Raw genomic sequence first — 25,508 nt, 5'->3', positions numbered from 1 at the left:
GTTGAGGTTAAAATCAGGGTCTGATACAGCTGATTTCCGGCCCTAGGGGGGCGGCATATCGGTAGAAAATCAAGGCGCGGAGAACTAAAAAGCCCCATCGCGGCGACACTCATTCAACGAATGCCGCCCCGACGGGGCTTTGAGAATCTAAGGAAGCTTTGGTTGCTACCGACATGTCGCCCCGCTGGGGCTAACTGCTGTACGATGTGAAGAGTAATATATTTTATAAACCTGGCGAATTCAGAGGGTTTAAATCGGTGGGATACTGCGCCCACTCATCCCAAATGGCATTATCGTCATGTTGTGCCAGGGTTGCGTTTCGACAATGCCAAGCCCGATTCAAGTGCATAAAGGCATGGGCCATATCGACTCTAAACTCTTCCTCCCCATAATCAGATTCATTATTTGCGTCTCTGAGCAGGGTGTTTATCGCATCTTGGGCGTCTTTCAACTCATCAATTAGCAGAGACCAAGCAACGGGGTCGGTTTGCTTATCAATCATAACCCCTAAATCCGCTCGTCCTCCGCCGTTTCCTCGGTAGCCTCCACGCTATTCTTCTCCACGATTTCGCGTGCCAGGTTGAGGTAGCTGATGGAGCCTTTGCTCTCGGCGTCGTGCAGAATGACGGGGATGCCAAAGCTGGGCGACTCGCTCAGCTTCACGTTGCGGGGGATGATGGTGTCAAAGGCCAGCTGCTGGAAGTGCATCCGCACTTCCTCCACGACCTGGTTGGAGAGGCGCAGGCGTACGTCATACATCGTGAGCAGGATGCCTTCGATTTCGAGCTCGGTGTTGAGGCGGCTCTGAATGATTTTGATGGTATTCAGAAGTTTACCCAGGCCTTCGAGGGCGAAATACTCGCACTGTACCGGGATGATGACCGAGTGCGCCGCCGTGAGGGCGTTGACCGTGATGAGGCCGAGCGAGGGCGAGCAGTCGATGATGATGAAGTCGTACTCGGCGGCGAGGGGGCGCAGGGCCTCCTTCATTTTCTCTTCGCGGTTGGGCAGGTTTATCATTTCCACTTCGGCCCCCACCAGGTCGATGTGGGAGGGCATGAGGTCGAGGTGGGGCAGGATGTTGGTGGGCACGATGATGTCGCGGGCGTTGATGCCGTCCACCATGCACTCGTAGATGCTGTTCTGGATGTCCTTGGGGTCGTAGCCCACGCCCGAGGTGGCGTTGGCCTGGGGGTCGGCATCGACGAGCAGGGTCCGGTAGTCCAGGGCGGCCAGGGACGCCGCGAGGTTAATGGAGGTAGTGGTTTTGCCCACCCCGCCCTTCTGATTGGCTACCGCGATGATTTTTCCCATGAGTCTCTCTAGTTGTCAGTTGGTCGTTGTCAGTTGTCAGTTGCTTGGTATTGGATGTTCAGTATCAGGGCCCGGGCGTTTTCACGCTTTCCGACTAACAACTGATAACGAACAACTGGCAACTAATAACTAATAACTTTTGCCGTAGCATTGTGACAAAGATACATTCTTTCCCTGTTCGCATGGCCCCTTTTTTGACTCGCTGGGCTAGCTCACTGGCTAAACCTTTTAGATTCTGGCTGCCTGCGCTGGCCCTGGCCAGCTGCCACGACACGGCCCGCCCGGCCGCCGACGAGCGCCGCGTATTCCGCTACAACCAGCCCGAGGCCCTGTCCTCGCTCGACCCCGCTTTTGCCCGCAACCAGGCCAATTCCTGGGCCGTATCGCAGCTATTCAATGGGTTAATGGAGCTGGATTCGACGCTGCTGCCGGTGCCCGCGCTGGCCCGGCGCTACTCAATTTCGCCCGATGGGCGAACGTACACGTTCGTGCTGCGGCAGGGTGTGTTTTTCCATGAAAATGAAGCCGTATTCATGCCTTCAGGTGCAGATACGAAAGCATTGATAGACCAAGAGTTGAAGGACCATCCTGAGCGCAACAGGGCTGAAGTGGAAAAGTATGGAACAGAAGCTTATCCCGTGGCTACGCGTCAGGTTGTTGCGCAGGATTTCGTCTACAGTTTCAAGCGCATTCTTGATGCGGCCACGGCCAGCTCGGGCGGCTGGATTTTCCGGGGCAAGGTGCTGGAGAAACCCGATGGTAGCATCAGCGACACGGCTTTTGTGGCGGCGAATGACTCCACGCTGCGCATTCATTTAAAGGAACCGTTCATTCCGTTTCTGGGCATCCTCACGATGCCGTATGCCTACGTGGTGCCGCACGAGGCCGTGGAGAAATACGGCAAGGATTTCCGCGAGCACCCGGTGGGCACGGGGCCGTTCCGGTTCAAGCTCTGGGACGAAGGCAACGTGCTGCTTTATAAGCGCAACCCCGACTACTGGCGGAGCGATAAAAAAGGCCATTCGTTGCCCTACCTCGATGCCGTGGCCGTGAGCTTCCTGCCTGACCGCAAAACGGAGTTTCTGACTTTTATGCAGGGTAAGCTGGATTTTCTGTCGGGCATCCGGGCCGGCTCGCGCGATTTGATTATGCACCCCGATGGCACCATTCGGGACGATTTCAAGGGCAAGTTCACGGTGCAGAAAGCACCGTACCTGAATACCGAATACTTGGGTTTTCAGCTCGATTCGGCCAATTTGATTGGCGAGCAGGCCATTCAGGGCCGGGCGTTGCGCGATAAGCGCGTGCGCCAGGCTCTGAATTACGCCATCAACAAGCCCGAAATGCTGAAATACCTGCTCAATGGCGTGGGCGATGCCGGCACCTCCGGCTTCGTGCCGAAGGCGCTGCCCTCGTTTTCACAGGAGCAGGTGCCCGGCTACACCTTTCAGCCGCAGAAATCCCGCCAGCTGCTGCGCGCCGCCGGCTACGGCCCCCAGCGCCCGCTGAAGCTGCGCCTCAGCACCGTACTGGAACGCAAGGAGATAGGCGAGTATTTGCAGAAGCAGTGGGCCGATGTGGGCGTGCAGGTTCAGATTGACATCAACCAATCAGCGGCGCAGCAGGATTTAGTGGATAACGGCCGGGTGGCCTTCTTCGCCAAAAGCTGGCTCGGTGATTACCCCGATGCGGAAAACTACCTGGCGCTGTTCTACAGCCCCAATTTCAGCCCCGCCGGCCCCGACAAAACCCACTTCAAAAGCGCGGTCTACGACCAGCTCTACGACGAAGCCCGCCGCACCCAGAACGTGGCCAAGCGCACCGCGCTCTACCAGGCCATGGACCGGATTGTGGTGGAGGAATCGCCCGTTATCAGCCTGTATTACGATGAGGTAGTACGCCTGACGCAGAACAACGTGCGCGGCCTCACTCCAAACCCGATGAACCAGCTGCTGCTGGAGCGCGTGCGCAAGGAGTAGCCATTCATTTCACCGAAACGGAACAGACAATGCGGTATCTGCGAATTGTGTTGTTGACGGGAGCGTTGGCTTGGGCCGCAGGGCAGAGCGCACATGCTCAGTCTACTAGTGTGACTGCCGCCGCCCCGCTGGCTATTGGCCAGACCTTTACCCTCGAATCCAAAGCGCTGGGCGAAACTCGACGCATCAACGTGTACCTGCCGCCGGCCTATACCGACTCGGCTACGGTGCGACTACCGGTGCTGTACATGCCTGACGGTGGGCTAGGGGAAGATTTCCTGCACGTCGCGGGCCTCGTGCAGGTGCTGACCGGTAATGGCACTATGCGGCCCTTCATCTTGGTGGGCATTGAAAATACCCAGCGCCGCCGCGACCTCACCGGCCCCACCACCAACGCCGAGGACCGGAAAATTGCGCCCAAAGTGGGTGGCTCGGCTGCCTACCGGCAGTTCATCCGGGAGGAGTTGATGCCGCAGGTGCGGCAGCGCTACCGCACCACGGCCGAAACGGCCATCGTGGGGGAGTCGCTGGCCGGCCTGTTTGTGGTCGAAACCCTGCTGCTGGAGCCCAAATTGTTCAATATCTACCTCGCCTTCGACCCCAGCCTGTGGTGGAATAATGGCCAGTTGGCCAAAGAGGGAAACGCGTTGCTGCGCACCACCGGCCGGCCGCCGGTCACCGTATACCTGGCCACCAGTAGCCAGGGCGACCTGAAAGCCACGCGCCAGCTGGTAGATGCCGCCGGCCCCGAAGCCACCCGTATCGGTACTTGGCACTATGAACCGATGCCGCAGGAAACCCACGCCACCATTTACCACCCGGCGGCGCTCAGCGCCTTTCGGGCGGTGTTTAAGCCGCGCGCGGTGAGCCCGCGTTAGGTTGTTTTTGAGGCGCTACAGATTAGCCGCGTCGGCCGCCTATTTCTCTACGCCGTTGAGCTGGGCCAGCTGGTCGAACTGGTTGCCAAGATAAGTGAAGAAGCTTCGCACGTTTTCGGGAGCGCCTTCCTCAACCGTCACGCTTTTCAGCGTACCGTCGGGCTGGCGGATGGCCACGATAGTGCCAGGCAGGTCGGAAGTGTTGCGGGAGTATTGCTTATCAAACGTCTCGAAGTGAACTTCTTTGGCCTGGCGTAGCATATCGGCCACAGCGGCGGCGGGCAGTTTTAGCTCCTGCTTGCCCATCAGGGGCACGGCGCGGCGGCCTTCGTAGGCCACGCGGCCGTCGGCGTACACCTGCATGCTGTAGCCGGGGCAGGTGCCGTAGCAGGGCGTCCGCTCAAAGGTGAGGACCGGTCCGGCGGCAGTGGGCGTGGCGGCCTTGGGGGCAGCGGCGGTCTTTTTACCGGCCTTCACCTTTTGGGTCGACATCCGTTGGGCGCAGGCGGGCAGCACGAAGCTGAACCCGAAGAAGCTAAGTAGCAGCAGGAGCGAGAGGGAGCGCATGGTGGTTGGGGTGAGGTGATGCGAGCGTAAAAGTAAGCGCACAAAAAACCGGCAATACGAAAACCGTGCCTGCGGTTTCGGTATTGCCGGTTTGGGTGGTAAAGCAGCACGTCATGCTGAGCGAAGCCGAAGCATGACGTGCTAATCAGCTGTTCAGCCTACGATTTGCGCTTGGCCTGGGCCTCGCGCTCCTGCGCGGCCTTCATGGCTTCGGCAATGCGGCCCTGAATGCCGCCGGGCTTCTTGTCCTTGTTTTTGATTTTATTGGCGTCAAGCTGGGCGCGGATTTTCGTGTCATCCACGAACGTTTTCGTGATGGCCTGCTGCGCGAAGGTGATGACGTTCGATACGAAGTAGTACCAGGTGAGGCCCGCCGCGAAGCTGTTCAGCACGAACAGGAAGATGATGGGCATCAGGTAGCTATACGTCTTCATCGGGCCCTGCATGGCCGTGTTGGTCTGGTTGCTCTGCCAGGTCATGAGCAGGGTCGAGGCCGTCATCATCAGCGTGAACATGGAGACGTGGTCGCCGTACCATTTCACGTAGAAAGGCAGCTGGATGAACACGTCGTAGCTGCTCAGGTCCTTGGCCCACAGAAAGCTTTGCTGGCGCAGCTCGATGGCGTTCGGGAAGAACTGGAACATGGCAAACAGAATCGGCATCGTGAGCAGCGTGGGCACGCAGCCGCTCAGGGGGCTCACGCCGAATTCCTGGTACAGCTTCATGGTTTCCTGCTGCACCTTGGTGGCATCGTCGCCGTGCTTGGCTTTCAGCTCGTCAATCTCGGGCTTCAGCACTTTCATGCGGGCCTGGCTCTCATAGGTTTTGTAGGTGAGTGGCCAGGTGACCAGCTTGATAAGCAGCACCAGCAGCGCGATGATGATGCCGTAGGACGAGATAAACTGCTCCAGGAAGTGGAACACCGGCAGCACCACAAAGCGGTTCACCCAGCGGAACAGGCCCCAGCCGAGGTACACGTTGCGGTCGAACTCAGGCGTTACGGCCTTCAGCAGGTTGAAGGCGTTCGGGCCGAAGAAGAAGCGGTACTGGCCGCGGCCCTGCTCCACCTCGGCCACCGGAATGGTCAGCGTCGAACTCAGGGTTTTGATGGTCGTGGAGTCGGCCAGGTTCACGTCGGCGTTGAACGCGCCGCCCGCGAAGGGCTGCTGGTCGGCAATGAAGCCGGCCACGAAGAAGTCGTGCTTGTGGGCGGCCCATTTTACGGGGCCGGCGGCCTTGTATTCCTCGGGCTTTTCGCTGGCTTCGGCCAGCGCGCCCTGGTCGCCGGCGGCCAGGTAGTGGTTGATGGTGGTGTGGTTGCGGTTCTGCTTGAGGTCCTGCTCGGTCTGGCGTACCTGGTCCACGAAGGTGAAGGTGAGCGGCTCCTGGGCCACGGTGCGCTCCAGGCCCAACAGGCGCAGGTCGTACTTCAGCTCGAAGCTGTTGGCAGGCAGCGAATATGTCTGCACGATGCTGCCGCCGGCCACCGGCGCGCTGAACGTGAGCACCGAGCCCGCGGCGGCCTGCGAAGGCACCGCCTGGAAATTCAAATCCGAAAACTTGATGGTCTTACCATCCACGGTCCGGAATTTGGTGTCCATGCGGGCGCTTTTGGCGTCGAACAAATCGAGCGGCTGGCCGAAGAACGTCTTGTACTTGTTCATCCGCACGGCCGTGATGCGGCCCCCGCGGGTCGAGAAAGTGACGGTCAGGTTTTCGTTGGCCAGGGTCACGTCCTTGGCCGGACCGGCCGTGGTGTCGAGGGCGGTTTCCGGGGCCAGGGCCGTAGGGGCGGCGGGCGTTGCGCCGGCCTGGGCAGCGGCCGTGGTCGCGGGCGGGGTTTTGCCGGCGGCTTTTTCATCCGGCTTCTTCGGGCTGAAGAAGAACAGGTACACGAGGAGCAAGGCCGAAATGAGGAACAGGCCGGTTGCTGAATTTCTATCCATTAGTAAAAAAGGTTGCGAAGGGGCAAAGGTACGGAGGGACGCTGCGCTTAAGGAAAAATGAGGAATTAAGAATGAAGTTGCCTGTCATCCTTTATCTGGCTTTCGCTTGCGAAGGTCTTTATCGCGTTTGCATGGCTTGACATTACAGCAAACCGTTCAGCGGTGATAAGGTCCTTCGCAAGCGGACGCCAGATAAAGGATGACAGGCGACTGAATTAAGTGCAGGCGTCCTACCCTTTCCGGTGCTGAATGGCCGCCCGCACAAACCGCACGAACAGCGGATGCGGGTTTTCCACGGTGCTTTTCAGCTCGGGGTGGAACTGGCCGGCCACGAACCAGGGGTGCGTGGGCAGCTCAACCACTTCCACCAGGCCGGTTTCCGGGTTGGTGCCGGTGGCTTGCAGGCCCGAGTCCTCGAACTGCTTCAGGTACTGGTTGTTGAACTCGTAGCGGTGGCGGTGGCGCTCGCTGATGTGGTTACGGGCGTAGGCTTTAGCGGCTTTGGAGCCCCGGCGCAGGTCGCAGGCGTAGGCCCCGAGGCGCATGGTGCCGCCTTTCAGGGTGATGTTTTTCTGCTCTTCCATCATGGCCACCACGGGGTTGGGCGTGAGGGAATCCATCTCGGTAGAGTTGGCATCGAGTAGGCCGAGGACGTTGCGGGCGTATTCCACCACGGCCACCTGCATGCCCAGGCAGATGCCGAAGAAGGGGATATTGTTTTCCCGCACGTACTTCACAGCCACAATCTTGCCTTCAAAGCCCCGCTCGCCGAAACCGGGCGCTACCAGCACGCCATCGCAGCCGTGCAGCAGGCCGGCAATGTTTTCGGGCGTGATGTTGTCGGACTGGATGCTGCGCACCGTCACCTTGCACTCGTTTTGCGCGCCGGCGTGGACGAAGGCTTCGTTGATGGATTTGTAGGCGTCGGGCAGTTCCACGTACTTGCCCACGAGGGCAATGGTCACCTCTTCAGTCGGATTTTTCAGCTTGCCGAGGAAGTCTTTCCAGGCTTCCAAATCGGGTTGCAGCGTGCCGCCGGTCAGTTTCAGGCGTTTGATAACCCGCTCATCGAGGCCCTCCTTGCGCATGAGCAGCGGCACCGAGTAGATGCTGTCGGCATCGAGGCTTTCGATAACCGAGTTGATTTTCACGTTGCAGAACAGCGCGATTTTGCGGCGCATCTCGGCCGGCATGGGGTGCTCGGTGCGGCACACCAAGATGTCGGGCTGGAGGCCCGCCTCGCGCAAATCGCGCACCGAGTGCTGGGTGGGTTTGGTTTTGAGCTCGCCGGCGGCCTTCAGGTAGGGTACCAGCGTGAGGTGAATGACTAGCGAGTCGGCATCGGGCAGCTCCCAGCGCAGCTGGCGCACGGCCTCCACGAAGGGCAGGCTCTCGATGTCGCCGATGCAGCCGCCGATTTCGGTAATCACCACGTCGAACTGGCCGTTCTGGCCCAGCAGCAGCATGCGCCGCTTGATTTCGTCGGTGATGTGGGGCACCACCTGCACGGTTTTGCCCAGAAAGGCGCCTTCACGCTCGCGGCGGATGACGTGGTCGTAGATGCGGCCGGTGGTGACGTTGTTGGCCTGCGAGGTGGGCGTGTTCAAGAACCGCTCGTAGTGGCCGAGGTCGAGGTCGGTTTCGGCTCCGTCGTCGGTCACGTAGCACTCGCCGTGTTCGTACGGGTTCAGCGTACCGGGGTCGATGTTGATATAGGGGTCGAACTTCTGGATGGTGACTCGGAACCCGCGGGCCTGCAAAAGCTTGGCGAGCGAGGCGGAAATAATTCCTTTGCCGAGTGAAGAAGTGACGCCGCCGGTAACGAAAATGTATTTCGCTGCCGACGCGCTGGGGGAGGGGTTGGAGCGTTCGGGCATGACGGGAGTCAAAAGTACGGCACCCGAATTTGGGACGGCGATAAATCTGGGCAGCGTGGGCGTGGCGGGGCAGCGAAAGCGGGGGGGGCGGGTACAGCTAAGTTCATCCGGCCAAGGCGGATACTGCCGTTTGAAAAAAAAACTTTGTGCCCGCCTGAACAAACGATTGCAAAATGGGCCGGAATCGATTGCAGAATCTATTGATAATGTGTACATTTATTTATGGCACACTTCATCAACCACCTCGTGCAGGCCTGGGGCCTGAGCCCGGTACACTACTGGCACCTGCGGCTGCTCACGGCCCTGCTGCTCACGCCCTTGCTCGGAGTGCTCTACGTGGTGATTTTCGACCGGCCCCGGCGGCCAACCATGGGCCGGCGGCTGTGGCATCAGTAGCGGAAAGCCCGGTGAGTGGATTCGTTGGTAATGACGAGCAGCAGCGATAAACCCGTCATGCAGAGCGCAGCGAAGCATCTTTACCGCAGTCACTAATCCTTTCAACTGGATTGCGTTGAGCGGGCAAGATGCTTCGCTGCGCTCTGCATGACGGACTTGCTTTACCACAACATGCCGCTCACTCCGCCTGACCACTCGCAGGCTCGCGCGGACTGACGTTCCTTTGGGTTGTTCAACCCAACCGAGTGCCCATGCTCCATTCCATCCTGCTGCTCATCCTCGGCCTGCTGTTCGCCGTGTTTCTGCTGGTGATGCTGGGGCAGAAGCTGGGTATTTCCTATCCCATTTTCCTGGTGCTGGGCGGGCTGGGACTGAGTTTCGTGCCGGGGCTACCGCGCGTGGCCATCGCGCCGGACCTCATTTTCTTGATTTTCCTGCCGCCGCTGCTCTACGAAGCGGCCTGGACGACCTCGTGGAACGACTTCTGGCGCTGGCGGCGGGCCATTGGGCTGCTCGCGTTCGGGCTGGTGGCCTTCACTTCGCTCATCGTGGCCTACGTGGCGCGGGCCGTGATTCCGGGGTTCACGCTGGGGCTGGGGTTTTTGCTGGGCGGCATCATTTCGCCGCCCGATGCCGTGGCGGCTACCTCGGTGCTGCGCGGCATCAAAGTGCCCCGGCGGGTGACGGCCATTCTGGAGGGGGAGAGTCTGATAAACGATGCCAGTAGCCTGATTGTATTCCGGTTTGCGCTGCTGGCGGTGCTCTCGGGCACGTTTGTGTGGCAGCAGGCCGCCACCAGCTTTTTGCTGGTGAGCGGCATGGGGCTGGTGGTGGGGCTGGGCGTGGCCTACGGCTTTTTTCTCATCCATAAATACCTGCCCACCACACCCAGCATCAACACGGTGCTCACCTTCATGGCGCCTTACGTGATGTACCTGCTGGCTGAGGAATTCCACTTTTCGGGTGTGCTGGCGGTGGTGAGCGGCGGGCTGCTGCTCGCGCACCTCTCGCACCGGGTATTCGATGCCAATACCCGCCTGCAGGCCTACAGCGTGTGGGCCAGCGTGAGTTTCGTGCTCAATGGGCTGGTGTTCATTCTCATCGGCCTGCAGCTGCCCATTGCGGTGGAGGGACTGGGCAATTATTCGTTGCAGCAGGCCATTACCTACGGCCTGCTGATGAGCGGGCTGGTGATTATAATTCGGCTGCTGTGGATGTTTCCGGCGGCTTTTATTCCGCGCTGGCTGAGCCGGAGCATCCGCGCCAGCGAGCCCAGCCCCGGCTGGCAGGGCACGCTGGTGCTGGGCTGGGCGGGCATGCGCGGGGTGCTGTCGCTGGCTTCGGCGCTGTCGGTGCCGCTGCTGGCGGGCGGTGGGCAGGCATTTCCGCAGCGCAACCTCATTCTGTTCATCACCTTCGTGGTCATTCTGGTGACGCTCGTGCTCCAGGGGCTCTCGCTGCCGGCCCTCATCCGCCTCACCAAACTAGCCGAGCGCGACGACAGCACGCCCCTCGAAGAGCAGGAAGCCGGCGTGCGCCTGCACCTGCGCACCGCCGCCGTGAAGCACCTGAAGCGTCACTACCCCGCCGAGGTTCAGGCCAATGAGCTCATCGCCCGCCTCCAGCAGCGCATGGAAACTGAGGTGAGCCTCACCACCCACACCCTCAATTCGCTGGAAGTGGATGAAGCGGGCCGCGACGCCCTGCGCCAGTACCACCGCGTGCTGCTCGACGTGCTGCAAGTGGAGCGCACGGCGCTGGAGCACCTGCGCCACCACGACTCTTTCGATGAGGAAGTGCTGCGCCAGCAGGAAGCCCAGCTCGATTTGGACGAGGCCAAGGTGAAGCACATCGAGCGGTAGGAGCGGGGCTGGCGGAGCCGGCTAGCAGGGCCTGGGGGCTTGCGCGCAGGCAACCAGCTCCCGGCGATGCACCCGAAAGCGCAGCAGGCCCACCAGCAGCACCACCGCCGCCACGGCCAGGGCCGTGTAGCCCAGCCGGCCGCCGCGCTCGGGATGAAACTGGAGCAGGGCCAGGCCAAAACCCACCAGGGCCAGGCCGGTACGCACGTAAGTGAGCAGGGTGCGTTCGTTGGCGAGGCGGGTACGCTGGAGGGCCAGCCGGTCGGTGAGGGAGAGGGGAGTGTTGGCGGACGGAAGCATGAGGCCGGTGAGCACAAGCTCAGAAAAAAAAGATTTTTTATCCCCGAATAGTTTTTCGGTCGCATTCGGCCGCTGTGTCTGCCGCGCGCTCCCTGATACGAAGCCCTTCGCCAGAAAGGCGGGGAGGACAGGTCCTGCGATGCCGTAAAAGCTGGTTGGGAAAGCAAAGCATACTCCCGAAGCACCGCTCCGGAGGACACCGTGGAAATGTTTGGATAGGGCAGGGGGACTTATTATTTGTCGTTTATTTTGACTGAATTTATTCCTCTGTCTTCACTTTTTTCGCATGAGTCTTTATTACCAGCCTTCCAATAAAATGCCCCTTGGGGGCGTGCTGCTGTTTTTGCTGGGGGGCGCGGTGGCCGCCGCCGTGCTGGCGTTTGTCTACATCTACGCCATCTGGTACATCCCTTTCGTCTACATCAACTTCTTTCTGTGCCTGGGTTTTGGGTTGGTATTGGGAGGGGTGCTGATGCTGCTGGCGCGGGCCGGCAAGCTGCGCAGCCCGAAGGGCGTGGCCGCGCTGGCGGTGCTGGTGGGCCTGGCCGCCACCTACCTGGAATGGACCGTGTACCTCACCCTGCTGTTCAACTCCGAAACCACCGGCACCGGGCGCAATGCCGATACCAGCACCTCCTTTAGCCCGCGCCTGTTTGTTGATGTGCTCACCCATCCGGGCGCGATGTGGAATGCAATTGGTAAAATCAACGAAACCGGTACCTGGTCGTTGAAAGGAGCCACGCCCTCGGGCGCGTTCCTGTGGTTTGTGTGGGTGGTGGAACTGCTGATTATCATTGGCGGGGCCTACCTGCTGGCCCGGTCGCAGGCCGATGAGCCCTTCTCGGAACTCACCAACGAGTGGGCCGAGGAAGAAACCCTGGCCCACCCCATCGCCTTCGCCCAGGACGCCGCCCAAACCCGCACGGCCCTCGAAACCGGTCAGTTCCACGCCCTCGCGCTCCACCCGGCGCAATCCGGGCCCGCCCCCTTCGCCCGCCTCAAGCTGCACCGCGTGGCCAACGACCCCGCCTGCCGGTACCTGACCCTGGAAAACGTGACCCCCAAAGTCGACGACAAAGGCAAAGCCACCGAGGCAACGGCCACCGTGGTGCAGCACCTGGCCATTTCGCCCGCGGCCTACGACGACCTGAAGCAACGCTTCGGCCAGCGGCCCGCAGCAGCCAGCGTGTAGCAACCCGCGCCGCTACTCCGGCCGGCCAGCCTGGTGCGTTGGTAATAGCATTGCCAGGGCGGCCGCTTCCGCCTCCAATGCCTCGGCTTGCAGGCGGAGCAGGTGGTGGCGGGCCGCGTCGTCGGGGGTGAAGGCGGTGGCGCATTGCTGCGCCAGCAGGCGCGGATAGCTGAGGCGGGCCCAGTCACCGGGCGGGGCCGGGGCGGGCGCGGCCGGGGGCATGGCGGCCAGCAGCGCGGGCAAGGCCTGCTGCCAGCGGAGGGCCACGGCCGCCCGATGGTTGAGGGTGCGCAGCTCGTAGCGCAGGTTGGCGGCGCGCCATTGGCAGTAGTCGCGGCGGGCTTCCAGCTGGCCGGGGGCGGGCGCGGCGGGTAGGGCGGGCGGCGGCGGGGGCACGGCCAGTACGGTAAGCAGCGCCGATTCGGGCAGCAGGGCCAGCAAAGGGGCCGCGCGCTCGTGAACAACCCGGCTCATCGCGCGCCGGTTGGCTTCGATGTTGGCCAGCAGGCTGCGGCTGATGCCCAGAAACAGGGCCAGCTGCTCCTGCTGCAAGCCCAGGTATCGCCGCAGAATGGCCAGGCGCGAATCGGGGAAATTGGAAGGGCGGGCCATGGTACTATGAATCCAGTGAAACTTATTCACATAAAAATAAAGAATATGTTTCACACCTTGAAACATATTCCAATTGTAAAGCCAAATATGTTTCAACACTATTTTCCGTGCTAGGCAAGCGCGTCTGTATTCAATGCGTTGTAGCCGCGCAAGGCATTCTGCTTTCGGTAACAGCAGGGATGATGAGCGGCCGGACCGGGCCATTATGAAACCAGCGACGGCCACCCCAGCCCCGTTTGCTGCGTAAGTTGCGGCCAATGCTACGTCCGCTCTATTTCCTGCTGCTACTCACGATTGGGACCACCCAGCTATCGGCCTGCGCCCAGGCCCCGGAGAAGCCGCCGGTGGCCGCCGCGCCGGTGCCCGGCCCGCGCCTGCCCTGGCTCGATTCATTGCTAGCGGCCTCGCCGGTGCTGGCCCAGCACCAGGTGGGAATCAGCCTGGCCTACGCCGACAGCGCCCGGCCGTTCTACGGCTTCCAGGAAACCAAATACTTTACCCCGGCCAGCAACATGAAGCTGTTCAGCTTCTACACCGGCCTGCACCTGCTCGGCGACTCGCTGCCCAGCCTGCGCTATTTCAGCCGTGGCGACACCCTGTTTTTCCAGGGCACCGGCGACCCCACGCTGCTGCACGGCGACGTGCCCAGCCGCCGCGCCTACAACTTCCTGCTGCACCGCCCCGAGCACAGCCTCGCCTACTGCGCCATTGCCTGCGTGGCCCCCTTCGGCCCCGGCTGGACCTGGGACGACTACGGCTACTATTTCCAGGCCGAGCGCGCCGCCTTCCCGATTTACGGTAACACCGTGCGGTTTTACGCCACGCCGCCCGCGCCGGTGCGCAGGGGCGGCGGGGCGGCCGTGCGGGCGGGGCTGGTGCCGCAGTCACGGGTGCGGGTGTTGCCGCGCTTCTTCGCGCCGCTGGCGGGGCCGGCCCCGGCCGATTTGCTCACGCCGGCCCTCGATAAGGACACCCACGTCATCCGCGCCCTGCACGAAAACCGCTTCTACGTGCTGCCCACCACCCGGAAGTGGGTCGATGAAACCCCCTTCGTCACCAGCAGCGGGCTGATGCTGCGGCTACTGGGCGACACCCTGCGCCGCGCCACCACCGGGGCCGTGTGGCACCCCCGGCCGGGCCTGGACTCCGTTCGCACGCTGAACGGGTTGCGCGTGGACTCCCTCTACCGCCGTATGCTGCGCGTGAGCGACAACTTCCTGGCCGAGCAGTTGCTGCTGATGTGCAGCACCAAAATAGGCCGCCACGACTCGCTCAGCACTGCCCGCGCAATTCGCTATGCCCGCAAAAACCTGCTCACCGGCCTGCCCGACCCCGTGGTCTGGGTGGATGGCTCGGGGCTCTCGCGCCTCAACCTCGTCACCCCGCGTACCCTCACGGCTCTGCTCCTCAAGCTGCACCAGGAGTTGCCCGAGCGCCGCCTGCTGAGCCTACTGGCGGCCGGCGGCGGCCAGGGCACCCTGCGCAAGCGCTACCACGACGCCGCCGGCCCCTGGGTGTGGGGCAAAACCGGCACCCTGAGCAACAACCTCAACGTGTGCGGCTACCTGCGCACCAAAAGCGGCCGGCTGGTGGCCTTCACCTTCATGAACAATAACCACGTAGTGGACAGCGGCGACATGCGCAACGAGGTGGAGCGGGTGCTGCGCCAGGTGCGCGAGCGGCTGTAGCAACATTGGCCGGATACGTCCGGTGAATGGCTGATGGTTGAATTTCTGAGCCAGTACTTTTGACTCAGAAATTCAGCCACCGTATGAAATCCTTGCCCCACGTTGTGTTTGTTGTGCCGCCCGGCGTGCATTTGCTCGATTTAACGGGTCCCGTGCAGGTCTTTTACGAGGCGGCCGAATATGGCCGGCCGTACCGGCTCACGTACTGCTCCTATGCCGGCGCGGCGAGCACCAGCTCGGCCGGCCTGGGCCTGGGGCCGCTGCGGGCTTTCGAGGATGTTCAGGTGGAGCCCGGCGATTTGATTTTCGTGCCGGGCGTGGACATGGACTACCTGCGCTCCGCCGCGTTCCGGCAGGAGGGAAGCGGCTTTTTTGCCTGGCTGCGTGAGCAGCACGGCCGGGGCATCCGGGTTTGCTCGGTGTGTACCGGCGCATTCATTCTGGCCGAAGCCGGGCTGCTGGATGGCCGCAAATGCACCACGCACTGGAAGCGGCTGGCCGAGTTGCAGGCCCGCCACCCGCTGGTGCTGGCCCAGGCCGACCAGCTGTTCGTGCAGGCCGGAAACCTGTACACCAGCGCGGGCATCACGGCCGGCATCGACCTGGCGCTGTACCTGCTGGAAGAAGCGCACGGGCCATTATTCGCCACCAAGGTGGCCCGCGAGCTGGTGGTGTACGCCCGGCGCGGGGCCGGCCACAGCCAGCAGAGCATCTACCTCGACTACCGCAACCACCTCAACTCGGCCGTGCATCGCGTGCAGGACTGGCTCACCGAAAACCTGGCCGCCGGCGCTACCCTCGACACCCTGGCCGAGCTGGTGCATATGAGCCCGCGCACGCTCACCCGCACCTTTCGCCTGGCCACGGGGCTCACGCTCAATGAGTACACCACCGCCCTGCGCCAGGAGCTGGCCCGCACCCTGCACCGCGACCCGGGCCTGACCCGCGAGGCCATTGCCGCCCAATGCGGCTTCCGCAACGTGCGGCAGCTTCAGCGCATTTTGCCCAAGCCCGCCGGCGAAATTGCGCGCCCTGCCCTGGCCCCCTAGGCGGCGCTTTTCGGCCCCTGCGCTCTTTCGTGCTTTTTGAAATCAGCATTGGCCCAATGCCTGGCTGGCTGTGCGCGCCCTTTTATTTCCTCACCCTTTTTTCTGTAATCAAGCCCATGTCCCTCATTTTTCGATTTCTGCTGGCTGCTGTATTGGCGTCGACCCTGCTGATTGGGGCGTTGAAAACAACTGCGGCCCAGCCCGCTGATGCGCCGCCCAAAACGGCCCCAGCTGCCGTGCCAACCGAGCGAATAGCCCCGTATTTGGCCCGGTTTGGGCGCAGCCGGCCGGTGGTGGCCGTCATCGGCGAGAACAGCGCCACCGAGCTTACCGACTTCGTGATTCCCTATGCGGTGCTGGCGCAGTCGGGGGCCGCCGAGGTGCTGGCAGTGGCCACCCGGCCGGGCCTGCTCAGCATGCGGCCGGCCTTGCAGCTCCGGCCGGATGCCACGATTCAGGCCTTTGACGCGCGCTTTCCGGCCGGGGCCGACTATGTAATTGTGCCCGCCGTGGTGAAAAGTGCCGACCCGGTGCTGCTGGCCTGGATTACGGCGCAGGCCGGCAAGGGCAGCACCATTGTCAGCATTTGCGACGGCGCGCTGGTGGTGGCCAATGCCGGCCTGCTAACCGGCCACCGCGCCACCGCGCACTGGGCCACCGAAAGCCTGCGCAAAGCGAAATACCCGGCCACCACCTGGCTGACCAATACCCGCTACGTGGCCGATGGTAAATTCATTTCCAGCGCTGGCATCAGCGCGGCGGTGCCGGTTTCGCTGGCGCTGGTGGAGGCCATTGCCGGCCCCGCCCGGGCCGCCGCGCTGGCCCGGGCGCTGGGCGTGGCCGACTGGAGCCCCCGGCACAACAGCGACAGCTTCCACCCGCGCTTCGGCCGCAACCTTACGGCGCTGCTGGCCGTGAATCTTACCAACGGCTGGTTCTTCAGGCGGCAAAGCATTGGCGTACCAGTCGCGCCTGGGGTCGACGACATTGCCCTGGCCCTGACCATCGATGCGTACTCGCGCACCGGCCGCAGCCGCGCCTGCGCCGTGGCCGCCACCCGGGAGCCGTTGCGCACGCGCCACGGCCTAATGGTGGTGCCCGACCAAGCGACGGGTGCCCCCAACCCGCCGGGCCTCCTGCTGCCGGCTTTCGATGGCCGGCCCGCTACGCAGCAGCTCGATAATGCCCTGGCTGGCATCGCGGCCCGCTACGGCCGGGCCACCGCCTACGGTGTGGCGCTGGATTTTGAGTATCCGGGATTTTAGAGGCTTTTCTCTGCCCTGATGCGTATTTTTGGCCCCTGCCCAATCATCGAATTCATGGCCCATATACTTGATAACCCCGTTTGGAACGCGCTGATTTCGGGCAATGAACCCCTGGCGAATGGCACCGCGCAGGTAAAGTATTTTGCGGAAGACGTGTCGCCGTTTGTGGGGTTTGAAACCTTCACGCCGCAGGCTTTTGATGCGCTCCACGCCCTGGTGCCCGCCGAACGCGTGCTGGGCGTGGTTAGCCCGGTGCCAATGGTCATTCCGCCCCAATGGCAGGTGGTGCAGCAAATGCAGGTGGGGCAAATGGTGCAGGAGCGGCCGGGAGCGGACATCCCAGACAGCCCGCCCGCCATGCTGCTGGGGCCGGCGCAGGTGCCCGCCATGCTGGCCCTCACCAGGCAAACCAACCCCGGCCCGTTCTTCCCCAACACCATTGCGTTCGGGCACTACGAAGGCATTTATGAGGGGAATGAGCTGGTGGCGATGGCCGGGCAACGGATGAATCCGGCCCCGTACGCTGAAATCAGCGCGGTATGCACCCATCCCGACCACTTGGGCCGGGGCTACGCCGGCCAGCTCATTCAGCGCCAGGCCCAGCGCATCATTGCCGCCGCGGGCATCCCGTTTCTACACGTAAAAGCCGACAATACGCGGGCCATCCAGCTCTATCAGCACCTCGGGTTTGTGGCCCGCAAGGAGATGAGCTTTTACATCATCCGGAAAAATCCGGCCTGAGGCTGGAGGGCATCAATGTGTCACCACAATTTTTTGGGTGCCGCCAACTGCCGCGCCCTGCACTTTGAGGTAATAAACCCCGGCCGCGACAGTGGATAAATCGAGCTCAGCCGGCACCGACGGATGCAGGGCTACCGCCGCCGTCACGGGCTGGCCCAACGTGTTGAATAATGTGGCGCGCAGGTCGTTGGCTACGCCGCCTTCGGGGGCCACGGTGAGGCTATTGCTGGCCGGATTGGGGTAGGCACTGATTTGCAGGCCGGCGGCCAGGAAAGTAGCCGTCACCACGTAGGTCGTCACTGGCTCATTTACCACCGCGTGGCCCGACTGCGGGCCGATGGCCCCGGCCGGAATCACGCCATAATAAGTAGGGCCGGGCGTGTAGGGGTAAGCCCCTTCGTAGCGGCTATTGATGGTGACAAAGTAGGCATAGGTGCCGGCCGGGTACTCCGGCGTCACGCAGAAGCGGCCGTTGTGTACGTCCAAATCGCCCCGGCCGGCCACGTATTCGAAATCTTCCACATAGTAGCCCAGCGGCTTGGCCGTGTTGATGGCCGGGCCGGCCGAGCTGGCGGTGCTGCCGTCGGGCAGCGTGGTGCGGGCCGTGATGTTGCGGGCGCGGTACGAAGTCTTCATGCTTTTGATGGGGCCGGTGCCGTTGGCATTGGCGTAGCCGTAGGCCCCGTAAATGGGGTAGCCATCGAGAGCAAAGCCGATGAGCGGGGCGTGGCGGCTGCTGTCGTGGTCGTTATAGAGGCAGCGCGGGTTGAGGTGGTGGTGGTACTCACCGTTGCCGGCCGGGTGGCCCAGGCAGGAGTCGAAGCCGGGGCCTTCGACCACGATGGCGTTCTGGTTCCACACGCCCGCGTTGTTGTAGCTCATGGCGTCCTTGGCGTTGAAGAGGCTCACGCCGTTGCTCCAGATGCCGGTGTGGCCCAGGGGCGTGGCCGTGGCCGGGCCGGTGTTGGGCGTGGGTGTGCGCGTTATCTTGAACACGAAGTTTTGGTTGGTGGCCGTATTGGGGTTGTTGCCCCAGCCGCCGATGGCGTAGCCCGGAATGCCCGTGCAGGTGATGTACACGTTGGCCGCCGAGTACTGCACGCGCTGCACGTTGCTCGGGATGTTGTTGTAGCCGGTGGCCCCGGTGGTGTTCACCAGCCAGCCGCTCACAATGGGGGTTATCTGGGCGCGGCCCAGAGCGGGAATCAGTAGTAGCAGGGCCAGGAAGTAGCGATAGGGCATAGAGGCAGGAGTTGAAGAGAGACGACCGGAAAAAACGCGAATCAAGCCTGAAAGTAAGCCCGGTCGCAGGCTTGCCCCCCAATATTTCTCCAACCCGGGAATTTGCACCGACCAACGGCCAGTTTAGGCCGACGACTTATCGATAGTGCTCGATGGAAGAAAAACAGCCCGGTAAAAACGCCTTCAAAGGGCTGGGTACGCACTTTTTGGCCAGTTAGCGGCCCGGATTTCATTCGCTGGGAAATCGGGTTCATTGAACGGGAAAGTGACCGGATTAGACGAAGGAAAAAATACCACCCGGCCCCGGTGAGGAGCTTTGTATCATCAAAACGGTCGCAATTAAGCTGGCCCCTCCCCAAGTCACTTCCCCTCATTATCAGCAATATGTTTACGCTCGCTACTCCCGCCGCTCGTTTGTTCTGCCTGGCCACGCTGGGTTTGCTGCTGCCCGCCGCCGCCATGGCCCAGGCGCCCACCATCAGCAGCGTAACGCCGACCACGGCCGCCCCCGGTGCCACGGTCACCATCACCGGCACCAACCTCACGGGCTTCACCTCGGTGCTGCTGAACGGGCAGGCCGTGCGGGCTTCGGCGGGCCTGGTGCCCGCTACCACGGCCACCTTTATCGTGCCGGCCGCCGCGGGCACGGGCCGGGTGCGGCTGACCACCGCCGCCGGCACCGCCGTGAGCGCGGCCCGAATGGGCGTGACCCGGGTTTCCTCAAACCGGAACTACGGTCAGCTGAGCGTGAACGCCACCAGCGCCACGGCCGCCGGCAACTTCTCGACCCCCGTGGCCGCCGACCTCGACAAAGACGGCCTGCTGGAGCTGCTGGTGGGCCAGGGCGACGGCACCATGATTGACTACGAGCAGACGACGACCAACGGCGCATTCAGCACCACCGGCACGCTTATTACGTTCGCGGCCGGCGGTACCGTCGATGTGGGCCTCTACGCCAAGCCAACGGTGAGCGACCTCGACGGCGACGGCCTGCAGGAAATCATCGTGGGCGAGGAAAACGGCAAAGTGCTGATTTACGAGCAAGCCGCCAGCACGGGTGCCAACGCGTTCAAAATGGGAGCCGGCACCACCTTGTTCGTCAACCCCTACGGCGTAACCACTACCACCGTGGCCAACGCCGGTTCTTACGCCCGTCCTTCGGTGGGTGACATCGATAACGACGGCCTGGTTGACATCATCGTGGGCAGCAACAATGGTTACCTGAACCGTTACGAGCAGCTGGCCGCCACCAATAATACCACGGCCGGCTTCAGCGCTGCCACTACCATCAAGTTGGCCGATGGCACCACCATTCTCGATGCCGGCGACGTGAGCAAGCCCCTCATCACCGACTACGACGGCGACGGCAAGCTCGATATGCTGGTAGGCAATGTGGCCGGCAACGTGCAGCTATACACCCAGACCTCGGTCAACGCCCTCACCTTTAGCTTCGTGCAGAACCTGAGCACGGCCGGCACGGCCGCCAGCGTCATTAATATGAGCAACTCGGGCACCAACCCCAGCAACAGCGGCGGCTACGCGGCCCCGGCCGTAACCGACTACGACGGCGACGGCCTGCTGGACCTCTTCATCGGCAACGGCAACGGCACGGTGTTCCGCTACGAGCAAGCGGTTTCGGCCGCCGCGCCCACCATCACGGCTCCGCTGCCGGTGGTGCTCAGCGCCTTCGGCGGCCAGGCCACCAGCGCCGGCAACCGCCTGACCTGGACCACCGCTCAGGAATTGAAAAGCGCCAGCTTCGTGGTTGAAGCCTCGGCCGATGGCACTGCCTTCGTGGCCGTGGCCGAGCTGGCCGCCGCCGGTACCAGCACCAGCGCCCACAACTACGAGTACCTCGATGCCTCGGCCACCGCCCAGGCTGCCAGCCGCCGCTACTACCGCCTGCGCCAGGTGGACCTGGACGGTACCCTCAACTTCTCGCCGGTCGTGACCCTGAGCCGCGCCACCGTCGCCGCTGTTACAACTCCCGCCACCGCCGAAGCCTACCCCAACCCCTTCACCAGTCAGCTGTCGGTGGCCCTGCCCGGCACCATCGAGCCCCAGGCCACGGCCGTGACGCTGTTTTCGCTGGCCGGCCGCCCGGTGTTCGCTACCAAGCTGGCCCTCGGTGCCGCGCCCCAGGTGCTGGCCGGCCTGCCCGAGCTGCCCGCTGGGGTCTACGTCCTGCGCCTCACCACGGCCGGCGGCAGCATCAGCCGCAAAGTAACCCGCCAATAAGCGGCGGTAATTCAGGCTAAATAAACACGGCCCCGGCCTCCGCAAGGAGCACCGGGGCCGTGTTCGTTGGAGGACTGTCGGTTTAGTACAGCACCCGGAACTTGATGGTGTGCTCCACCTCGCGCAGGGCCTGAATTACTTCGTGGTCGTACTCGCGGTTGATGTCGGTAATCACGTAGCCGATGTGCTCGTTGGTTTTCAGGTACTGGCCCAGGATGTTGACGTGGTGGGCGGCCAGCACGTTGTTGATTTTGGCCAGCACGCCGGGCACGTTGGCGTGGATGTGGATGAGCCGGTGCGCCTGCTGCGTAGGCAGCTGAATGTTGGGGAAGTTGACCGACTGCTGCGTGTTACCCGTGTTGATGTACTGCATGATGCGCTCGGGCACGAACTCGGCAATGTTGCGCTGGGCTTCGGCCGTGCTACCACCGATGTGGGGCGTGAGCAGCACGTTGGTCAGCCCGCGCAGCTCGCTCTCGAAGCTCTCGCTGTTGGTCTTGGGCTCGTAGGGAAACACGTCCACGGCCGCGCCGCCGAGGTGGCCGCTGCGCAGGGCCGCTGCCAGGGCGGGCACGTCCACGACATGGCCCCGGGCGTTGTTGAGGAATAACGCGCCTTTTTTCATGAGGGCAAACTCCGGGGCACCGATGTAGTTGGTGTTTTCAGTGCGGCCGTCGATGTGCAGCGTCACCACGTCGGATTGCGTGAGCAGCTCTTCCAGCGTGCGGCATTTCACGGCGTTGCCCAGCTGCAGTTTTTCGGCCACGTCGAAGTACACCACCTTCATGCCCACGGCCTCGGCCACCACCGAAAGCTGCGAGCCGATGTTGCCGTAGCCCACAATGCCGAGGGTTTTGCCCCGAATCTCGAACGAGCCGTTGGCCGACTTATCCCACTCGCCCCGGTGCATTTTGGGGTTCTTCTCGGGGATGCGGCGGGCCAGCACAATGATTTCTCCCAGCGCCAGCTCCACCACCGAGCGGGTGTTCGAAAACGGCGCGTTGAACACGGCCACGCCCTTTTTCATGGCGGCGGTGAGGTCAATTTGGTTGGTGCCGATACAAAAAGCACCGATGCCAATCAGCCGGTTGGCCGCATCGAGCACGCGCTGGGTTACCTGCGTTTTGGAGCGAATGCCGAGCAGGCTCACACCTTCGATGCGGGCAATTAGCTCTTCCTCGTCGAGGCCGCCCTTCACTTCTTCCACCTGGTAGCCTTCCTGGCGGAACAGCTCGGCGGCGCGGGCATCGGGATTCTCCAGCAGCAAGACTTTGATGCGGTTTTTGGGGTATGATAAAGTCATGGGAAGTCTTAGTTGGTACAAAAACTCGTCGAAGGTGGGCAGCACTTCGTCGGCGTGGGCCACCACGGTGGGGCGGCTAACATTCTCGGTGTAAGCGTAGAAGCGGTGGGCCAGCCCGGCTTCGCGGATTTGGTAGTCGGTGTAGCCATCGCCGAGCACGTACACCGGCCCGTCCAAATCGAGCAGCACCAGCTGCCGGATTTTGCCGCCGTCGCGGCTCAGCACGTTGGCCGGGTCGCAGCCGATGATGTTGCCCTCGGCATCGAAGGTGAAGGTGTTGGCCAGCACATGGCTGGCTGAAATGCCGAACTCGGCCACCACCGGCTCAATGAATTCGCGGAAGCCGCTGCTCACCACATAAATCCGGTCCGCAAACTGCCGGAAGAAGGCCCCGTTGCGCCGGATGCTCTCGCTTACCTTGGTTTGGAGGCGGGCAATGAGCGGGGCGAGGTGGCGCTCATTGGCCCCCAGCAGCGCCAGCCGCCGGGCCAGCGACTCCTGGAAACCGATTTCGCCGGCCATGCCCTGGTCGGTGAGCGCGCGGATTTGGGCCACGCGCTCGGCCGCGTCGGGGCGGCCGGCCAGGGCAATGTCGGCCAGCTCATCCAGCCCTTCAACCTGCGTGAAGGTGCTGTCGAAATCGAAGACGAGGTAGGGCAGGGGAGCGGCAGCGTTGAGCATGAGCGCAAAGGTGGGGCCGGCAGTACCTTGGCGCGGCATTCCACGCCCAAGTTTTTATGAAATCAGTGCTACTCCTGCTGCTAACGCTGCTCCTGAAACTGCCCGCTGCCGTGCCGCCGGCGGTGCGCGTCACGTTCAGCCCGCTGACGAAGGCGGCGTATCTGGCGGCGGCGAAAGGGGCGGTAGTAACTAAGCCAGCCGTGACTTTTCCGCTGAAGAAGATACGGGGACGCATTGTAATTCCGACTACTAAAGGCCGGGTGGTTTTTAAAGATAATCCGGTCGAGGAAGAAAATCCGGATTGGGAAGTATATCATTACCGTGGCTACTGCCCGCAGTTGGAATGCCACTTGATTGAGCATAACCACTACGAATGGTCGAGCAATATCCTGGTTGATAGAAGTGGTCAGCAAACGGAAGTTTTCAGTATGCCCGTTTATTCCCCTGACTTCAGAAGATTTGCCACGATATCGGCAGGAATAGAGGATGCCGTTTTTCCCAATGAAATTCGGATTTATCGATTCGAAAGCCATCACTGGAAGCAGCTCTGGATACTGGAGCCGTCGGTTGACCCGGCTACCTGGGAGCCGGTTGAAATCCATTGGCTTTCCAACTCAACCCTGCTGCTGAAAAAGAAGATGTGGGCCGGCAAAAACCCCGGTAATACTTTCACCTACGCCAAACTGGAAATTCACTAGCCATGAAGACTTTCCTGCAACTGTTGCCCCTCGCGCTGGCCCTGACCACCGCGCCCGCCCAAGCCCAGAAAGCGCCCCCCTTCCACACCCTCGACGGCCGCACCCTGCGCCCGGCCGACATCGACCGCACCGTGCAGCAGCTCATGGATTCGGCCCGGGTGCCGGGGCTGGCGGTGGCGTTGCTGGAGGGTAATAAGGTGCGCTACCTGCACACCTACGGCTACCGCAACCTCGAAACCAAAGCGCCGCTGGAACCGCAAACGGCCATGTACGGGGCCTCGCTCAGCAAGGCGGTGTTTGCCTACCTGGTGATGCAGCTGGTGCAGGAAAAGCGCCTCGACCTCGACCGGCCATTGGCCGAATACCTGCCCAAACCGCTGCCCGAGTACGACGCCTACCACGACCTGGCCGACGATGCGCGCTGGCCGCGCCTCACGGCCCGCATGGCCCTCACGCACACCACCGGCCTGCCCAACTGGCGCTGGATAGCGCCCGACAAAAAGCTTCGCTTCCAGTTTGAGCCCGGGGCGCGCTACGCGTACTCGGGCGAAGGCCTGCAACTGCTGCAGCTAGTGGTCGAAACCATCACGCAGAAAGGGTTGGTAGCGCTGAGTGAGGAGCGGGTTTTTCGGCCGCTGAGCATGGCGCACACCAGCTACGTATGGCAGCCGGCCTTTGAGCAGAATTATGCGCTGGGTTACGACGAGCAGGGCCAGCCCCTCGAAAAGCACAAGCGCACCAAAGCCGGCGCGGCCGGCTCGATGGAAACCACGCCGGCCGACTACGCCGCCTTTATGGCCGCCGTGATGCAGGGCCAGGGCCTAGCGCCGGCCACCAAGCGGGAAATGATTCGGACGCAGGTACGCATTCCGTTCAAGGCGCAGTTTGGGCCGCTGGCATCGGTTGCTGCGCCGGACAGCAACCGCGTGATTAAATTGGGCTACGGGCTGGGCTGGGGCACGTTTGAGTCGCCCTACGGCCACGCGTATTTTAAGGAAGGGCACGACGATGGCTGGGAAAACCACAGCGTTATCTTCGGCGAGCGCAAGGTGGGGCTGCTGCTGCTGGGCAACAGCTCCAACGCCGACAAAATCTTTAAAGCGCTGTTGGAACGGTTGCTGGGCGACCGGGACACGCCCTGGCAGTGGGAGAATTACGTGCCCTATCAATACGTAGAAAAATAGCCGCTTCGAATAGCCAGCTGGCGGCGCTCGTTTGCCGTTTGTCAATCAGCTTTCCTTTATTATGCCACCTCCTGCTTCCCGTTTTTTAGTGCTGCCCCAACGCCTCCTCTTCGTGTACAATGCCGACGGCGGCCGCCTGGCCGGCCTTAAGGACATGTTCCACAAAATTCTTTCGCCCTCAACTTATCCTTGCTCGCTCTGCGCCATCACCTACGGGGCCACGGCGATGCGGCCGGAGTGGGGTGCATTCATCAAAACGCTGCCCGTGCCGGTGGATTTTCCGCACCGCGACGAGTTCCGGCGCGACTACCCGCAATGGGCCGGGCATCCGCTGCCAGCGGCCTTCGCCGTGGATGCGGATGGCGGCCTCACGCCCTTCATCGAAGCGCCGGAGATGGACGCGGCCGACCTGAATGGCCTGATGGAGCTGGTGCAGCAGCGGCTGCGGTAGTAGCAGATGCGCCGGGTATCTTTGGCGAATTGAACAGGATAAAAA

22 protein-coding genes are annotated in these 25,508 nt (G+C 62.4%); 13 read left to right on the top strand and 9 right to left on the bottom strand.

Translation table 11 applies throughout. From position 1 onward, the window contains the following. Nucleotides 1-223: 223 nt before the first annotated feature. Together ACVWYF_RS08790 and ACVWYF_RS08785 are read right to left on the bottom strand one after the other, a co-directional pair. Entirely contained in the window at nt 224-502 is a 279-nt protein-coding gene (locus ACVWYF_RS08790) for a hypothetical protein (protein ID WP_457066750.1), read from the bottom strand. A 5-nt stretch (nt 503-507) separates the two neighbouring features. Beyond that, entirely contained in the window at nt 508-1,314 is an 807-nt protein-coding gene (locus ACVWYF_RS08785; protein ID WP_342296554.1) for a ParA family protein, read from the bottom strand. A gap of 182 nt (nt 1,315-1,496) precedes the next feature. On the opposite strand from ACVWYF_RS08785, the gene ACVWYF_RS08780 reads away from it, so the two are divergent. Continuing rightward, nucleotides 1,497-3,293: an ABC transporter substrate-binding protein gene (locus tag ACVWYF_RS08780; protein WP_457066746.1), complete on the top strand. Its 1,797-nt coding sequence runs from the start codon at nt 1,497-1,499 to the stop codon at nt 3,291-3,293. 110 nt (nt 3,294-3,403) lie between these two features. After that, entirely contained in the window at nt 3,404-4,171 is a 768-nt protein-coding gene (locus tag ACVWYF_RS08775) for an alpha/beta hydrolase (protein ID WP_457066743.1), read from the top strand. Between the two features lie 39 nt (nt 4,172-4,210). Here ACVWYF_RS08775 and ACVWYF_RS08770 read toward each other — a convergent pair whose 3' ends face one another. The 3 genes from ACVWYF_RS08770 to ACVWYF_RS08760 form a co-directional block, all read right to left on the bottom strand. After that, the gene (locus ACVWYF_RS08770; protein ID WP_457066740.1) at nt 4,211-4,738 is read right to left on the bottom strand and encodes a DUF6438 domain-containing protein; all 528 of its coding nucleotides are present in this window, start codon (nt 4,736-4,738) and stop codon (nt 4,211-4,213) included. A gap of 158 nt (nt 4,739-4,896) precedes the next feature. Continuing rightward, on the bottom strand, nt 4,897-6,684 hold the full coding sequence (yidC, locus tag ACVWYF_RS08765) for a membrane protein insertase YidC (RefSeq protein WP_457066737.1): 1,788 nt from the start codon (nt 6,682-6,684) through the stop codon (nt 4,897-4,899). Nucleotides 6,685-6,914: 230 nt separating this feature from the next. Then, on the bottom strand, nt 6,915-8,561 hold the full coding sequence (locus ACVWYF_RS08760; RefSeq protein ID WP_457066734.1) for a CTP synthase: 1,647 nt from the start codon (nt 8,559-8,561) through the stop codon (nt 6,915-6,917). A 222-nt stretch (nt 8,562-8,783) separates the two neighbouring features. Here ACVWYF_RS08760 and ACVWYF_RS08755 point away from each other — a divergent pair, with 222 nt between their 5' ends. Both ACVWYF_RS08755 and ACVWYF_RS08750 read left to right on the top strand, forming a co-directional pair. After that, a complete protein-coding gene (locus tag ACVWYF_RS08755; protein ID WP_457066731.1) occupies nt 8,784-8,957 on the top strand; it encodes a hypothetical protein in 174 nt (57 codons plus the stop codon). A gap of 251 nt (nt 8,958-9,208) precedes the next feature. After that, a complete protein-coding gene (locus ACVWYF_RS08750; protein ID WP_457066729.1) occupies nt 9,209-10,819 on the top strand; it encodes a Na+/H+ antiporter in 1,611 nt (536 codons plus the stop codon). Between the two features lie 21 nt (nt 10,820-10,840). Here the strand turns inward: ACVWYF_RS08750 and ACVWYF_RS08745 are convergent, their stop codons facing one another. Next, nucleotides 10,841-11,119: a YidH family protein gene (locus ACVWYF_RS08745; protein ID WP_457066726.1), complete on the bottom strand. Its 279-nt coding sequence runs from the start codon at nt 11,117-11,119 to the stop codon at nt 10,841-10,843. A 286-nt stretch (nt 11,120-11,405) separates the two neighbouring features. Here ACVWYF_RS08745 and ACVWYF_RS08740 point away from each other — a divergent pair, with 286 nt between their 5' ends. Next, nucleotides 11,406-12,311 carry a hypothetical protein gene (locus tag ACVWYF_RS08740; protein WP_457066723.1) on the top strand — a complete coding sequence of 302 codons (906 nt, stop codon included), beginning with the start codon at nt 11,406-11,408 and terminating at the stop codon, nt 12,309-12,311. Nucleotides 12,312-12,323: 12 nt separating this feature from the next. Here ACVWYF_RS08740 and ACVWYF_RS08735 read toward each other — a convergent pair whose 3' ends face one another. Continuing rightward, on the bottom strand, nt 12,324-12,923 hold the full coding sequence (locus ACVWYF_RS08735) for a helix-turn-helix transcriptional regulator (RefSeq protein WP_457066720.1): 600 nt from the start codon (nt 12,921-12,923) through the stop codon (nt 12,324-12,326). 257 nt (nt 12,924-13,180) lie between these two features. Here ACVWYF_RS08735 and ACVWYF_RS08730 point away from each other — a divergent pair, with 257 nt between their 5' ends. From ACVWYF_RS08730 to ACVWYF_RS08715, 4 genes are all read left to right on the top strand, one after another. Next, a complete protein-coding gene (locus ACVWYF_RS08730; RefSeq protein ID WP_457066718.1) occupies nt 13,181-14,611 on the top strand; it encodes a D-alanyl-D-alanine carboxypeptidase in 1,431 nt (476 codons plus the stop codon). Between the two features lie 83 nt (nt 14,612-14,694). Beyond that, entirely contained in the window at nt 14,695-15,660 is a 966-nt protein-coding gene (locus ACVWYF_RS08725; protein WP_457066716.1) for a GlxA family transcriptional regulator, read from the top strand. Nucleotides 15,661-15,776: 116 nt separating this feature from the next. Next, nucleotides 15,777-16,925, top strand: a complete 1,149-nt coding sequence (locus ACVWYF_RS08720; RefSeq protein ID WP_457066713.1) for a DJ-1/PfpI family protein — start codon at nt 15,777-15,779, stop codon at nt 16,923-16,925. Nucleotides 16,926-16,979: 54 nt separating this feature from the next. After that, a complete protein-coding gene (locus ACVWYF_RS08715; protein WP_457066711.1) occupies nt 16,980-17,666 on the top strand; it encodes a GNAT family N-acetyltransferase in 687 nt (228 codons plus the stop codon). 12 nt (nt 17,667-17,678) lie between these two features. Here ACVWYF_RS08715 and ACVWYF_RS08710 read toward each other — a convergent pair whose 3' ends face one another. Next, complete coding sequence (locus ACVWYF_RS08710; RefSeq protein ID WP_457066709.1) at nt 17,679-18,908, bottom strand: YHYH protein; 1,230 nt, start codon at nt 18,906-18,908, stop codon at nt 17,679-17,681. A 384-nt stretch (nt 18,909-19,292) separates the two neighbouring features. Between ACVWYF_RS08710 and ACVWYF_RS08705 the strand changes: the two genes are divergently transcribed. Further along, the gene (locus ACVWYF_RS08705) at nt 19,293-21,146 is read left to right on the top strand and encodes an FG-GAP-like repeat-containing protein (protein ID WP_457066706.1); all 1,854 of its coding nucleotides are present in this window, start codon (nt 19,293-19,295) and stop codon (nt 21,144-21,146) included. Nucleotides 21,147-21,228: 82 nt separating this feature from the next. Here the strand turns inward: ACVWYF_RS08705 and serA are convergent, their stop codons facing one another. Further along, nucleotides 21,229-23,130 (bottom strand): phosphoglycerate dehydrogenase, encoded by a 1,902-nt coding sequence (gene serA / locus ACVWYF_RS08700; RefSeq protein ID WP_457066704.1) that lies wholly within the window; start codon nt 23,128-23,130, stop codon nt 21,229-21,231. A gap of 56 nt (nt 23,131-23,186) precedes the next feature. On the opposite strand from serA, the gene ACVWYF_RS08695 reads away from it, so the two are divergent. The 3 genes from ACVWYF_RS08695 to ACVWYF_RS08685 all read left to right on the top strand — a co-directional run bounded on the left by ACVWYF_RS08695 (nt 23,187) and on the right by ACVWYF_RS08685 (nt 25,463). Further along, the gene (locus ACVWYF_RS08695) at nt 23,187-23,828 is read left to right on the top strand and encodes a hypothetical protein (protein ID WP_457066701.1); all 642 of its coding nucleotides are present in this window, start codon (nt 23,187-23,189) and stop codon (nt 23,826-23,828) included. A gap of 2 nt (nt 23,829-23,830) precedes the next feature. Then, nucleotides 23,831-25,012, top strand: coding sequence for a serine hydrolase domain-containing protein (locus tag ACVWYF_RS08690; protein ID WP_457066698.1), 1,182 nt, complete (start codon nt 23,831-23,833; stop codon nt 25,010-25,012). 61 nt (nt 25,013-25,073) lie between these two features. Then, entirely contained in the window at nt 25,074-25,463 is a 390-nt protein-coding gene (locus tag ACVWYF_RS08685) for a hypothetical protein (protein ID WP_457066696.1), read from the top strand. The last annotated feature ends 45 nt before the right edge of the window (nt 25,464-25,508 follow it).

The organism is Hymenobacter sp. UYAg731 (genome assembly GCF_054061335.1).
Note: the sequence above shows the minus strand (reverse complement) of the source record. Positions and strands in the feature narration are given on the sequence as shown.